14 protein-coding genes are annotated in these 13,372 nt (G+C 64.9%); 6 read left to right on the top strand and 8 right to left on the bottom strand.

The genetic code is table 11. From position 1 onward, the window contains the following. Nucleotides 1-25 precede the first annotated feature (25 nt). Nucleotides 26-913: a LysR family transcriptional regulator gene (locus tag J7655_RS05115; RefSeq protein ID WP_230926853.1), complete on the bottom strand. Its 888-nt coding sequence runs from the start codon at nucleotides 911-913 to the stop codon at nucleotides 26-28. 104 nt (nucleotides 914-1,017) lie between these two features. Here J7655_RS05115 and J7655_RS05110 point away from each other — a divergent pair, with 104 nt between their 5' ends. The 4 genes from J7655_RS05110 to J7655_RS05095 all read left to right on the top strand — a co-directional run bounded on the left by J7655_RS05110 (nucleotide 1,018) and on the right by J7655_RS05095 (nucleotide 5,293). Continuing rightward, on the top strand, nucleotides 1,018-1,716 hold the full coding sequence (locus tag J7655_RS05110; RefSeq protein ID WP_230926852.1) for a CoA transferase subunit A: 699 nt from the start codon (nucleotides 1,018-1,020) through the stop codon (nucleotides 1,714-1,716). 12 nt (nucleotides 1,717-1,728) lie between these two features. Further along, nucleotides 1,729-2,385 carry a CoA transferase subunit B gene (locus tag J7655_RS05105; protein WP_230926851.1) on the top strand — a complete coding sequence of 219 codons (657 nt, stop codon included), beginning with the start codon at nucleotides 1,729-1,731 and terminating at the stop codon, nucleotides 2,383-2,385. 137 nt (nucleotides 2,386-2,522) lie between these two features. Then, on the top strand, nucleotides 2,523-3,701 hold the full coding sequence (locus J7655_RS05100) for an acetyl-CoA C-acetyltransferase (protein WP_230926850.1): 1,179 nt from the start codon (nucleotides 2,523-2,525) through the stop codon (nucleotides 3,699-3,701). Nucleotides 3,702-3,949: 248 nt separating this feature from the next. Then, nucleotides 3,950-5,293: a short-chain fatty acid transporter gene (locus J7655_RS05095; RefSeq protein WP_230926849.1), complete on the top strand. Its 1,344-nt coding sequence runs from the start codon at nucleotides 3,950-3,952 to the stop codon at nucleotides 5,291-5,293. Nucleotides 5,294-5,332: 39 nt separating this feature from the next. Here J7655_RS05095 and J7655_RS05090 read toward each other — a convergent pair whose 3' ends face one another. The 6 genes from J7655_RS05090 to J7655_RS05065 all read right to left on the bottom strand — a co-directional run bounded on the left by J7655_RS05090 (nucleotide 5,333) and on the right by J7655_RS05065 (nucleotide 10,466). Beyond that, the gene (locus J7655_RS05090) at nucleotides 5,333-6,487 is read right to left on the bottom strand and encodes a phospholipase D-like domain-containing protein (RefSeq protein WP_230926848.1); all 1,155 of its coding nucleotides are present in this window, start codon (nucleotides 6,485-6,487) and stop codon (nucleotides 5,333-5,335) included. 2 nt (nucleotides 6,488-6,489) lie between these two features. Beyond that, nucleotides 6,490-7,062, bottom strand: a complete 573-nt coding sequence (locus J7655_RS05085) for a YceI family protein (protein WP_230926847.1) — start codon at nucleotides 7,060-7,062, stop codon at nucleotides 6,490-6,492. A 142-nt stretch (nucleotides 7,063-7,204) separates the two neighbouring features. Beyond that, the gene (locus J7655_RS05080) at nucleotides 7,205-7,525 is read right to left on the bottom strand and encodes an amidase (protein WP_230926846.1); all 321 of its coding nucleotides are present in this window, start codon (nucleotides 7,523-7,525) and stop codon (nucleotides 7,205-7,207) included. Further along, nucleotides 7,522-8,640: a serine hydrolase domain-containing protein gene (locus J7655_RS05075; protein ID WP_230926845.1), complete on the bottom strand. Its 1,119-nt coding sequence runs from the start codon at nucleotides 8,638-8,640 to the stop codon at nucleotides 7,522-7,524. The genes J7655_RS05080 and J7655_RS05075 overlap by 4 nt, the downstream gene beginning before the upstream one ends. 83 nt (nucleotides 8,641-8,723) lie before the next feature. Beyond that, nucleotides 8,724-9,509 carry an oxygen-binding di-iron domain-containing protein gene (locus J7655_RS05070; RefSeq protein ID WP_147812161.1) on the bottom strand — a complete coding sequence of 262 codons (786 nt, stop codon included), beginning with the start codon at nucleotides 9,507-9,509 and terminating at the stop codon, nucleotides 8,724-8,726. Nucleotides 9,510-9,575: 66 nt separating this feature from the next. After that, nucleotides 9,576-10,466, bottom strand: a complete 891-nt coding sequence (locus J7655_RS05065; protein WP_230926844.1) for an acyl-CoA dehydrogenase family protein — start codon at nucleotides 10,464-10,466, stop codon at nucleotides 9,576-9,578. A gap of 147 nt (nucleotides 10,467-10,613) precedes the next feature. On the opposite strand from J7655_RS05065, the gene olsB reads away from it, so the two are divergent. Both olsB and J7655_RS05055 read left to right on the top strand, forming a co-directional pair. Further along, entirely contained in the window at nucleotides 10,614-11,345 is a 732-nt protein-coding gene (olsB, locus tag J7655_RS05060; RefSeq protein ID WP_230926843.1) for an L-ornithine N(alpha)-acyltransferase, read from the top strand. Nucleotides 11,346-11,411: 66 nt separating this feature from the next. Next, on the top strand, nucleotides 11,412-12,194 hold the full coding sequence (locus J7655_RS05055) for a lysophospholipid acyltransferase family protein (RefSeq protein WP_230926842.1): 783 nt from the start codon (nucleotides 11,412-11,414) through the stop codon (nucleotides 12,192-12,194). Between the two features lie 79 nt (nucleotides 12,195-12,273). Here J7655_RS05055 and J7655_RS05050 read toward each other — a convergent pair whose 3' ends face one another. Next, the gene (locus J7655_RS05050) at nucleotides 12,274-13,122 is read right to left on the bottom strand and encodes a universal stress protein (RefSeq protein ID WP_230926841.1); all 849 of its coding nucleotides are present in this window, start codon (nucleotides 13,120-13,122) and stop codon (nucleotides 12,274-12,276) included. Nucleotides 13,123-13,372: the final 250 nt, after the last annotated feature.

The raw sequence follows: 13,372 nt of genomic DNA, 5'->3' as shown, positions 1-13,372 counted from the left end.
ATGCAGGTGGCGGTTCTCTCCCGCCCTAACGGGGCTCAGCCTGGCGCAACAGCACCTCACTCAAGGCCTGCGCCGCGCTGGACAACTGATGTCCAGCCAGGTGCAGCAGGCCGACACGCCGCGTCACCTGCGGCTCCCGCAATGGCAGGCAGCGGGCGCCCAATTCCTCCATCTGCTGCCGACACAGTTGTGGCACGGCGCTGACGCCCAGGCCTTCGGCAACCATGCGCCCAACCGTGACCAACTGGTGACTCTCGAACGCCACCGGCAGCTTGCCGTGACGAGCGATCACGCTGTCTTCCAGCAGCAGGCGCAGCGCCGAGGGGCGTTGCAGGGTGATGAAGGGCTGCTCCAGCAACTGCGTCCAAGTCAACGATGCTTGCCTGGCCAGCGGACTTTCAGCTGGCACCACGGCGACGAAACGATCCTCGTACAACGGGGTGAACTGCAGCCCATCGAGGGTCCCCGGCTCGAAGGCGATGCCGAGTTCGACGCGACCGTCGCGCACCATCTCCATCACCTGTTCGTTGATCACGTCATGCACCGCCACGTTGACCCGTGGATAGGCGTCGCGAAACGCACGCAGTGCCGCCGGCAGGCGGTTGCCGGCAAACGACGGCATGGCCGCCACCGCCACCTTACCCATCTGCAGGGTGAAGTGCTGGCGCAGCAGATCCTCGGCGTTGTCCCAGTCGGCCAGCAGGCGCATGGCTATCGGCAGCAACGTTTCGCCCTCGGGCGTCAGCGCCACGCTGCGGGTGGTGCGTACCAGCAACTGACCGCCGAGCGATTGCTCCAGATTCTTGATCGCCAGGCTCAGCGCCGGCTGCGACAGGTGCAGGCGCTCGCAGGCCTGGGCGAAGCTCAGGCTTTGCGCCACGGCGAGAAAGGCGCGTAGCTGCTTGACGGTCATTGATTTACTTACCTGATCAATCGCTAAGAAAAACAAACTTAACAAATAAGCTCACAGCGCAGAAGCTTGACCTCATCCCAATAACAACAATGAGGCAGCCTCGAATGAGCGGACTCGACAAACGCGTCGGCAGCTACGCAGAAGCCCTGGACGGCCTGCAGGACGGCATGACCGTGCTGGCCGGTGGTTTCGGCCTGTGCGGCATCCCCGAGAACCTGATCAATGAGATCCGCCGTCGCGGCGTGCGCGATCTGACCGTGGTGTCCAACAACTGCGGGGTCGACGGTTTCGGCCTCGGCGTGCTGCTGGAAGACCGGCAGATTCGCAAGATGATCGCCTCTTACGTCGGCGAGAACGCCCTGTTCGAACAGCAACTGCTCTCCGGCGAGCTGGAAGTCGAACTCACCCCGCAAGGCACCCTGGCCGAGAAGCTGCGCGCTGGCGGCGCCGGCATCCCCGCGTTCTTCACCGCTACCGGCTATGGCACCCCGGTCGCGGAAGGCAAGGAGGCGCGCGAGATCAACGGCCGCCACTACATCCTCGAGCCGGCCATCACCGGCGACTTCGCCATCGTCAAGGGCTGGAAGGCCGACCACTTCGGCAACGTGGTCTACCGCCACACCGCGCAGAACTTCAACCCGGTGGTCGCCGCCGCCGGGCGCATTACCGTGGTCGAGGTCGAAGAGATCGTCGAGCCCGGTGAACTCGACCCTACGCAGATTCACACCCCCGGCATCTACGTCGACCGGCTGATCTGCGGCAGCTTCGAGAAACGCATCGAAAAACGCACCCTGCGCGCCTGAGGAGAGACCAGCATGGCACTGACCCGTGAACAAATGGCCCAGCGCGTCGCCCGCGAGTTGCAGGACGGCTTCTACGTCAACCTCGGCATCGGCATCCCCACCCTGGTGGCCAACTACGTGCCCGAGGGCATGCAGGTGATGCTGCAGTCGGAGAACGGCCTGCTCGGCATGGGCGCCTTCCCCACCGAAGAGGAAGTGGACGCCGACATGATCAACGCCGGCAAGCAGACCGTCACAGCGATCAAGGGCGCAGCGATCTTCGACTCGGCACAATCCTTCGCCATGATCCGTGGCGGCCATGTCGATCTGACCGTGCTCGGCGCCTTCGAGGTGGACGTTAACGGCAACATCGCCTCGTGGATGATCCCCGGCAAGCTGGTCAAGGGCATGGGCGGCGCCATGGATCTGGTGGCCGGCGCCGACAACATCATCGTCACCATGACCCACGCCTCCAAGGACGGCGAATCCAAGCTGCTCGAGCGTTGCAGCCTGCCACTGACCGGCAGCGGTTGCATTCGCAAGGTACTGACCGACCTGGCCTACCTGGAGATCGAGAACGGCGCCTTCATCCTGCGCGAACGCGCACCGGGCGTGAGCGTCGAGGAAATCGTCGCCAAGACCGCCGGCAAGCTGATCGTCCCCGAGCACGTCCCGGAAATGCAGTTCTAGGTTGTCTACCGCCCTGCAGAGCGCCACCACGACTGGCGTTTTGCGGGGTGTTTTTATTTGGTGTTATCTGCTGCACTCCCTGTAGGAGCGGATTCATCCGCGAAGCTCTCCGTCCTACCGTACCCAGAGGATTACCCATGCAAGACGTCGTCATCGTCGCCGCCACCCGCACCGCCATCGGCAGCTTCCAGGGCAGCCTGGCCGATATTCCCGCGCCGGAACTCGGCGCCATAGTCATCAAGCGCCTGCTGGAGCAGACCGGCCTCGACGCCGCCCAGGTCGATGAAGTCATTCTCGGCCAGGTACTCACTGCAGGCAGCGGCCAGAATCCCGCCCGTCAGGCCGCCATCCGCGCCGGCCTGCCGCATGCCGTACCGGCCATGACCCTGAACAAGGTCTGTGGCTCGGGCCTCAAAGCCCTGCACCTGGCCGCCCAAGCCATCCGCTGCGGCGATGCCGACGTGGTGATCGCCGGTGGCATGGAGAACATGAGCCTGTCGCCCTACGTGCTGCCGAAAGCCCGCACCGGCCTGCGCATGGGCCACGCGCAGATGCTCGACAGCATGATCGTCGACGGCCTGTGGGACGCCTTCAACGACTACCACATGGGCATCACTGCCGAGAATCTGGTGGAGAAATACGGCATCAGCCGTGAAGCCCAGGACGCCTTCGCCGCTGCTTCGCAACAGAAAGCCGTGGCGGCCATCGAGGCCGGTCGCTTCGATGCCGAGATCACCCCGGTGCTGATCCCGCAGCGCAAGGGCGACCCCATCGCCTTCGCCCGTGACGAACAACCACGCGCCGGTACCACTGCCGAGTCGCTGGCCAAGCTGAAGCCGGCGTTCAAGAAGGACGGCAGCGTCACCGCCGGCAACGCCTCCAGCCTCAACGACGGTGCCGCCGCTGTGCTGCTGATGAGCGCGACCAAAGCACAGGCGCTGGGCCTGCCGGTACTGGCGAAGATTGCCGCTTACGCCAATGCCGGCGTCGATCCGGCGATCATGGGCATCGGCCCGGTATCCGCCACCCGTCGCTGTCTGGACAAGGCCGGCTGGAGCCTGGCCGACCTGGATCTGATCGAAGCCAACGAAGCCTTTGCCGCTCAAGCGCTGTCGGTCGGCCAGGAGCTGGGCTGGGATGCCGACAAGGTCAACGTCAACGGCGGCGCCATCGCCCTCGGCCACCCCATCGGCGCCTCGGGCTGCCGTGTGCTGGTCAGCCTGCTGCACGAGATGATCCGCCGCGATGCCAAGAAGGGGCTGGCGACCCTGTGCATCGGCGGCGGTCAGGGCGTGGCACTGGCCATCGAGCGTTGACCCATAGGGTGGATCGCGCCTTATCGATCCACCGCCTTGGTGGATCGATAAGGCACATCCGCCCATAACACCGTAGCCCGGATGGACTCCGGGGAAACCTGACATGGATCTCCCGGATTGCATCCGGGCTACGCAAACAGATCGGTCTCGACCGAGCTTTGTCATATCCACTGCAATTCCCAGGCGTGGCTAACTCTGAATGCCTGGTTAAAGCCCTTACACAACCATAAGAAAGAGGCATCACCCCCATGTTCAACACCCTAACCCGCATGAGCGTGAGCCTGGTACAGAAGTACCTGCCCTCACCCTTCGTGTTCTCCGCCTTGCTAACCCTGGGCGTACTGCTAGCCGGCATCCTCTCCACCGGTCAGTCGCTACCGGCCATGGTGCAACACTGGAGCGGCGGCTTCTGGACGCTGCTCGGTTTTGCCATGCAGATGGCGCTGATTTTCGTCACCGGCCATGCCCTGGCCAGCGCACCGATCATCAACCGCCAACTCGACCGTCTGGCAGGCATGGCGCGCACACCGGGTCAGGCCATCATCATGGTTACCCTGGTGGCACTGGTCGGCTGCTGGGTCAACTGGGGCTTCGGCCTGGTGATCGGCGCGGTGTTCGCCCGCGCCCTGGCACGCAAGGTCGATGGCGTCGACTACCCGCTGCTGGTGGCCTCGGCCTACTCGGGCTTCCTGGTCTGGCACGGCGGTCTGGCCGGCTCGATTCCACTGTCGATGGCCACCGGTGGCCCGGATCTGGCACGCATCACTGCAGGCGTGCTGACCGAGCCCGTGAGCATCAGCGAGACCCTGTTCAGCACCCTGAACATGACCATCGTGGTGCTGTTGTTCATCGGCCTGCCGCTGCTCAACCGCGCCATGCATCCGCGCCAGGGTGCCAAGGTGGCCGACGCCGCCAAGCTGGTGGAGTCACGCGCCGAACTGCCGGCCCGTGAAACTCCGGCACAGCGCCTGGACGACAGCCGTATCCTTGGCCTGGCACTGGTGGCCATGGCCGGTATCTACCTGTTCAACCACTTCGCCACCAAGGGCTTCGTCCTTGGCCTGGACGTGGTCATCGCCATCTTCCTGTTCAGCGGCCTGCTGATGCACGGCACACCGGAGCGCTACATGCGTGCGGTGGACGAGAGCGTACGCGGCATCGGCGGCATCGTCCTGCTGTTCCCCTTCTACGCCGGGATCATGGGCATGATGATGGGCGCCAACGCTGATGGCATCTCCCTCGGCCGGCAGATCACCGAAGCGTTCATTTCCTGGTCGTCGGCCGACACCTTCCCGCTGCTGGCCTTCCTCAGCGCTGGCGTGGTCAACGTGTTCGTGCCGTCCGGTGGTGGCCAGTGGGCCGTACAAGGGCCGATCATGCTGCCAGCCGCGCATGCCCTTGGCGTTTCGCCGACCGTCACCGCCATGGCCATTGCCTGGGGTGACGCCTGGACCAACATGATCCAGCCGTTCTGGGCGCTGCCGCTGCTCGGCATCGTTGGCCTCGGCGCACGCGACATCATGGGCTACTGCCTGATCATGCTGCTGTACTCGGGCATCGTCATCAGTGGTGCGTTCTACTTCCTCGGCTAAAGGCCATCAGGCCCGCTCAGCGTTCCGAGCGGGCCTGTCTCAACGCCAACGATCCAGCACATTCACCGCCAGGCGATCCAGCCAGCCCCACAGCCGCTGCTGGGCACGGCGCCACAAGGGGCGCTGGTGCCAATCCTGCAGGGTCACTTCGTGGCTCAAGTGGAAATCCTCGATGAAACTGCTCGCCACCGCCTGAGTGAATGCGGGGTCGAGGGCTTCGACGTTGGCATCGAGGTTGAAGCGCAGGTTCCAGTGGTCGAAGTTGCAGGAGCCGACACTGACCCAGTCGTCCACCAGCACCATTTTCAGGTGCAAGAAGCGCGGCTGGTATTCGAAGATGCGCACGCCCGCTCTGAGCAGTTTTGGATAGTAGCGCTGGCCGGCAAAACGTACCGGCGGATGGTCGGTGTGGCGCCCGGCCAGCAGCAGGCGTACTTCGACGCCACGGGCTGCGGCGCGGCGCAGGGCGCGGCGGATTTTCCAGGTGGGCAGAAAGTAAGGCGTGGCCAGCCATACGCGTTGCCTGGCGCCCTTGAGCGCGCGCAGCAGGGACAGCAGGATATCGCGATGCTGCGCTGCATCGGCATAGGCCACACGCCCCAGCCCCACACCGGCAGGCGGACACTCAGGCAGGTTCAGCGCAATCGGCTGATGATTCGGGCGCCAGAAAAAACGCGTATGCCAGAGTTGCTCGAATAACTGCTGCCAGTCGCCGACCAGTGGCCCCTCGATTTCCACCATGACCTCATGCCAGGGGCTGCGAGCCTCATCCGGCTGCCAGAACTCGTCGGTAGAACCGGTGCCACCGACGTACGCCAGGCGCTGGTCCACCAGCAGTAGCTTGCGGTGATCACGGTGGAAGTTGCGCAAACCGCGCCGCCAACGTACCGGGTTGTACCAACGCAACTGCACGCCGGCAGCCTGCAGACGCTCGCGTAACAGGCTGCTCAGCCCCGCCGCACCGTAGGCATCGAACAGGCCGCGCACAGCCACGCCACGCGCGGCGGCTCGGCACAGGGCATCGGCCAGTCGCTCGCTGCAACGGCCATCCTCGATCAGGTAGAGCTCGACTTCCACCTGTTGCCGGGCAGCATCGATACTCGCCAGCATGCGCGGGAAGAAGGTTTGCCCATCCAGCAGCAGTTCGAAGCGATTACCGCCGCGCCAGGGAAAGATGCGCCCGCGCGCACGCATGCTCAACGCGCCGTGAAGATCAGCACGGCGCCCACCGGCACCGACAGGCTGATGGCCGGCAGATCGGCGAGCTTGCGCAGCGCTTCGATAGCGCTGGCCAGGGCGAAGTCTTCAGCGTGCAGCACCAGCGGCGCCAGGGTCACCACCTGAAAGCGCCGGTCATCCAGGCGCGTGACCAGCAACTCGCTGTGCAGCTCGCGACTGCGCTCGTTGAGGGTCAGTTGCAGGGGCAGGCGTAGCTCCAGTTGGGCACCGGGCGCCAGGTCGGTGAATTGCGCCAGGTTGACCTGGGCACTGATGCGCGCCTCGGGCAAACGCGCGGTGTCGAACAGCATGACGCGCAGGCGCTCGTCACGCAGCGCGATACCGGTGCTCACGGAGTCCAGGTCGACGCGCAGACGCGCGCGGCCATCGGCGGCGATCTGCCCGTGCAGGGTGAGAAAGCGGTGCACCTCCGACTGACTGCTGGAGTGGGTGGAAATGAACGACAGCCGCGAGGACTCGTTGTCCAGGTACCAGTCGGCGTGGACGGGCAAGGCTACAGCCAGCAGCAGAGCAAGAAGCGAACGGCGCATGAGAACTCGAAGAACGGATGACCAGGCGGCAACGATAGTCTCCATGGCCAGCGTTGCAAAGCCCGGCACCTCCTTACTCGTAGCCCGGATGAAATCCGGGGCATGGTGGTAAAGCACTCCCGGATTTCATCCGGGCTACGGCTTAGTCATTCGGCAACAACTGGCAGCCCTGCCGCTCGCCCAGCCAGACAGCGCTGTGAGTACGCCCCAGCCCGCTGGCGGTCACGCGCTTGGCGCTCTCGTCATCGAGCAGGCTGCTGATCGGCACGTACTGCTGCACATAGCCTTCGCAGTAGCTCGCCGGATAAGCGCTGACATAACGGCAGGAGCAATATTCCTTGGCCGTGTAGGCGCCGATGATGTCGGGAAACGCCGCCAGGTGCGCACGGTTCGGCCAGGCCCAGGCCAGCAGCAGAATCAGCAGTAACGCCAATACGCTGAGCAACGGGTGACGACGAATCATGGCTGCACCTCCGCGGCGAACGCCGCACGCACGCGCTTGAGCAATTCGTTGTGCTGGAAGCTGCTATCACGGTCATCGGCGTAGCGCACCACCACCAGCTTCTCCTGCGGCATCACGTACAGGCCCTGCCCCCAATGTCCCAGCGCGGCGATGGTGTCGGCCGGTGCATCCGGCCAGGGCCGCGTGCTGCCGGGCAGCTCGACATTGAGCCACCAGTGCCCGCCGGGTACGGCATCGCCCGGTTTGGCCAACTGCGGCTGGTAACCGGCAAACGGCGTGGAGACGAACTCGACCCAGGCAGCGGGCAGCAACTGGCGCTGCTGCCAACGGCCGCCGCGCTGCATCAGCAGGCCGACACGGGCCAGGTCACGGGCGCTCAGGTAGGCATAGGATGAAGCGATAAAGGTGCCACTGGCATCGCGCTCGAGGGTTGCGCTGGTGATGCCCAGCGGCTCGAACAGTGCAGTCCAGGGATAGTCGGCATAGGCCTGCTCGCCGACCATGCCGCGCAGCGCCGCCGCCAGCACATTGCTGTCGCCACTGGAGTAACGAAAGCGCGTACCGGGTGCAGCGCCGGCCGCATGTGCAGCCGTGAAGGCAGCCATATCGGCGCGGCCTCGGGTGTATAGCATAGCCACCACCGAGGACTTCAGCGGCGCGTATTCGTAATCCTCCTGCCAGTCCAGACCCGAGGCCCAGTTGAGCAGGTGACCGATCTTGATCTGCGGGTGCTCGGCCATGGCCGGGTAGTACTGTGCGGCTGGCGCGTCGAGTTTGAAGCGCCCTTCGCCGTAGGCCACACCGAGGAGGGTGGCGAGCAGGCTCTTGGCCATCGACCAGGTCAGGTGCGCGGTCTGCGCTGTGGTCGGTTCGGCGTAGCGTTCGTAGACGACCTGGCCATCGCGGATCACCAGCAGGGCATCGGTGCGCACACCCGTGCGTTCGTCGTTGTCGCGCGCGGGGAAGGTATACCGTTCGAGTTCGGCCAGCGCGACGCTCTCGGCGCGGGGCAGGCTCTGCCAGTCGGGCTGCGGCCAGTATTCCGCTCGGGCGGTGCTGACGAGCAGGCTGAGACCGAGCGCCAGGCTCTGTCGACGAAAAGAAGGGGTGAGCATGATGGGCCTCAGTTAATGACCGAGGCGCACCCTAGCACGGCCATGATGACCGCTTGAAGCGACGAAACGGCCATCTGCCATCTTCATTTGGGTAGTTGGTAATCCTCCGGCCCCATCAGGTCGAGCCCGCATTCCAGGTTTTCGATCCAGTAGAGAAAGGCACTGATCATCTCCGGGCCAACGAAGGGCCGGCCGTGCTGCGGCACGATCATCGCCACATCCATCTCACGCACCATCGCCGCCCACAGGCGACAGGCCTTGTTGCCGGCCATGTAGCGACGATGGAAACCTTCCATGTTGGGCACGTGATTGACGAAGTCACGCACCGGCGAGGCGTCATCGACCAGCGAGGCGCCCATGTCACCGGAGAACAGAATCTTGCTCACCGGGTCATAGACTTGGAAGTTGCCGACCGAGTGCAGAAAGTGCGCGGGGACCGCCTTGAGCGTGCATTTGCCCAACGGGATGCTCTGGCCGCGATCAGGCAGCGCGATGATGCGGTCATAGGTATTGATGCCACGGCTCAACGCCAGGTAATTGGCCGTCAGGTGCGGCAAAAAACGCGCCCACAGTTTCGAGCAGATCACCCGCGCGCGGGTGTGCAGCAGCCACTTGTCCAGCGAGGCAATGATGTCCGGATCCTGGTGCGAGGCGAAGATGTAGGTCAGATCCTGCACCGGAATATGCTTGGACAGCTCCAGCGACAGCGGCGTATAGGTCAGGTCACCGCCCGGGTCGAGCAGCAGATACTGTTCGTTGTCGGTGATCAGGAACTGGTTGGATTGCACGCCCTCGCCGCTGACCAGGTCATCGAACATCAGGCATTGGTGGCTGCCGTTATCGAACAGCACGATGGGCTCGCGGCGCATGGAAACCTCGTAGATAAATCGCGAGGCAACCTTATGCGCACCTCCGCCAGCCGGTACTGATATGGATCAACAGCCGGCGACAATCCGCCGCGCCTTCTCCAGGCGCTTGCTGCGCGCTGCCTCGGCAATGCGCAGCAAGCCCTGGTCACGCTGCCACAGTTCAGCCCAGTGCGCCGGGCCAGCGCTGAAGGCGGCGTGCAACTCGCCTGCCAGCGCCTGCTGCTCGGCGAACAGCCCCGCCAACAGCAGATGAGTAGTGGCGGCATTGGGCGCCTGCCGCGCGACCTCGGCGCAACCGGCCAGCAGCCCCTGCAGACGTAACAGCAGGGCATCGGGCCAAGCGCACTCACGCCCCACGCCGAACTGCCAGGCAACGACGGCAGCAAGGACGTGCACGTCCTCCAGTGTGCGGAAGGGTTTCACATAGTCGTCCCAGCCATCACCAGCCAGACGCTCGCTCTGTGCCTGCTCCAGATGCAGCCGCGCATGGCCGATATCGGGCATCAGCGGCAGTGCCGGCAAGGGTTCGATGCGCACCCCCGGCGCGCCCTGGCGCACCACGCCCAGGGCCAGCCGGGGCGGCTCGTCGGTACTGTCCTCACGCGCGGCCACCAGCAACCAGTCGGCACAGTCGGCGGCGGTGACGAAATCCTTGCGCCCGCTGATGTACAAGCCATAGATGCGCGTGCTCATGTCCGCCGGGCGGGTGCTGCGGTTTTCCGTCACGCACAGCGCGCCGGCCGTCCACGGCGCCGCCGGCCAGAGCATGCGCAGCGCGGCCTGGTAACCGGCGAGAAAGGCCAGCCCCGGCGTTGCCGCCTGCAGGCCACCGGCCAGCGCCAGCTCGAAGGGCTGCGGCGTGCCGCCCAGGCGCGCCAGCAGACGCGCGTACCAATCCTCCAGCCCCGCCTCGGCAGTCAGGCGCTCGATGGGCTGAAACAGGCTCGACCAGGGCATTGCAGCGCTCCTCACGGCAGCCTCCGGGCCGCCGTCACATAAGCATCAAAAAAGCGTCACGGTGATGACACCGCCGCTACCTAGCCTGAGCTTGCCCAACAAGATCGACCGGCTGCAAGCATCCAGCCGGCACACGGAGGATCTGGCATGACTCAAATCGCTCGCCGACTGCAGGCCGAACGCCTGCAAGGCCCCGCCGCCCTGCGTGAAGCGCAAGCCTTGCGCTACCGCGTATTCAGCGCGGAATTCGACGCCAAGCTCAACGGCGCCGAATTGGGTCTGGACATGGACAACTACGACATTCACTGCCGCCATATCGGCGTACGTGACATGAACAGCGGCGAGTTGGTCGCCACCACCCGTCTGCTCGACCATCAGGCCGCCGCCGGCCTGGGCCGCTATTACAGCGAAGAGGAGTTTGCCCTGCACGGCCTGGCCAAGCTGGAAGGCCCAGTGCTGGAAATCGGCCGTACCTGCGTCGACGCCGCCTACCGCAACGGTGCAACCATCGCCGTGCTCTGGGGCGAGCTGGCCGAAGTGCTCAACGAAGGTGGCTACCGCTATCTGATGGGCTGCGCCAGCATCTCCATGCAGGACGGCGGCATCCAGGCCCAGGCCATCATGCAGCGCCTGCGCGAGCGTTACCTGTGCACCGAGCACCTGCGCGCCGAGCCCAAGCATCCGCTGCCGCAACTGGACCTGCCGGGCAACGTCATCGCCGAGATGCCGCCGCTGCTCAAGGCCTACATGCGCCTGGGTGCGAAGATCTGCGGCGAGCCGTGCTGGGACAAGGATTTCCAGGTCGCCGACGTGTTCATCCTGCTCAAGCGCGACGAGCTGTGCCCGCGCTATGCCCGACATTTCAAAGCTGCAGTGTAAGGCAGCACTTGCATCGCCCAAGCCGGCCCTGTAGACAGAAGCCGGCTTTTTTACCTGGAGTCGATCATGCCCCGCTTGCGCCTGTCTTTGCGCCTTATCCACCTGGCTCTGGTGATCGCCTTCGGCACCTTGCTGGCGGCTGGCGTCAGCCTCTGCGAACGCGTGGTGCGGCATGACCTGATGCCCCTGCGCCAACGCTTGACCCGCTGGTTCCTGGCCCGCTTGGGCGGCGCCCTGCCGTTTCGCGTGCGGGTCGCAGGCGAGCTGCCGCAGCAGCCGATGCTGTGGGTCGCCAACCATGTGTCCTGGACGGATATTCCACTGCTCGGCGCGTTGCAACCGCTGTCCTTTCTGTCCAAGGCCGAGGTACGCGCCTGGCCAGTGGCCGGCTGGCTGACGCACAAGGCCGGCACCCTGTTCATCCGTCGCGGCTCGGGCGATAGCAGCCAGATCAGCCAGCAGCTCACCCATCACCTGCAACAGGGGCGTAACCTGCTGATCTTCCCCGAAGGCACCACCACCGACGGTCTGGGCCTGCGCACCTTTCATGGTCGCCTGCTGAGCAGCGCCATCGACAGTGGTGTGGCGCTGCAACCTGTGGCTATCCGCTACCTGCGCGAGGGTCAGCCGTGCTCGGTGGCGCCCTTTATCGGTGACGACGACATGCTCTCGCACCTGCTGCGCCTGCTCTCGCAACCGGCCTGCGAGGTAGAGATACGCCTGCTCGCACCGATTCCCAGCGCCTCACGCAGCCGTAACGAACTGGCCCGGTACAGCCAGGCCATGATCGCCAGCGCCCTGCAACTGGAAACGCCGGTCACGCTGCCGACCGAAGCCGAAGCCGCCTGATCCACCGCGTAGCGCGGATGCAATCCGGGGGCTTTGGCAAGGCGCCCTGGATTTCATCCAGGCTACAGGTCGTAGCCGCTCAGTCAGCCGGCGGTACGATCAACGCGTCGCTGTCGAGCGAGGCCAACAGGCGACTGGCGACGCTGCCGAGGAAGAAGCGCGAAACCCCTTCACGGGCATGGGTGCCAAGCACCAGCAGATCCGAACCACTCTGGCGCAGTGCCTCGCCGATCACCCCTTCCGGCGAGCCGATCTGCACCAGCAGGCGCTCGTCATTCAGGCTCGCGCCGACCGCCGCCAGGCGTTCCTGCAGTTGCTGGCGCAGCAGTTGGCGCTGGTTTTCCAGCACCTCGGCACTGATCCCGGGCTCCATGATCGCGCCGGCGGCTACCGGCTCGACGGCAGCGGCCACATGCAGCTCATCCAGACTCACCAGGCCCATGTCGCGCGCCCGGCTCAGTGCCTGCTGCGAGGTACGCGACAGATCCATCGCCAGCAGCGCATGCCGATACTCGTGAGTGACCGGGCCGTTGACCCGCAGCACCGGCAGATGGCTGCTGCGTACCACGCGCTCGAGCGTGGTGCCGACGATGAAATCGCGCAGTGCCGACTTGCGATGCGCCCCCACCACCAGCAGATCGGCGCCCATACCCTGCGCACTCTCGACGATCAGCGCTGCCGCTTCGCCCGTGCCGACGATCACCCGCGGCACACTGCCGGCCTGCTCGCCGAGGCGCTCGGCCTGCGCCTGCAACAGGCTCTCGGCTTGTTGTACCTGGCGCTGCACGTAAGCAGCAGGCGCCTCGTCATCGATCACATGTAACAGGCCCCATTCACCACCACCCTGGCGACGAATCAGCTGCACGGCGCGCTGCACCGCATGCGCCGAACGCTCGGACAGATCGGTTGCTACCAGAATCTTGATCATCTCGTTTCCTCCATGCATTCCAGGGTCTGTACGAAAAGTCGCCGGGCGAAAATCAGGCGATACCGATGGCGACCCCGCTAAACGGATGAGAACCGGACTGGGCTCACACTCGGGTTTACGAGCTGTAGATGAGCATTCCGGCCCCATTTTCACCAAGCATCACCAAGCACAGGCACCTTTCGTACAGAACCTAACACCGCGTTACATTCAAACGCCTGCCGACGCCACAGTCCTTGATGCAGGTCAGCTC

Source organism: Pseudomonas wenzhouensis, from assembly GCF_021029445.1.
Classification (GTDB): domain Bacteria; phylum Pseudomonadota; class Gammaproteobacteria; order Pseudomonadales; family Pseudomonadaceae; genus Aquipseudomonas; species Aquipseudomonas wenzhouensis.
Note: the sequence above shows the minus strand (reverse complement) of the source record. Positions and strands in the feature narration are given on the sequence as shown.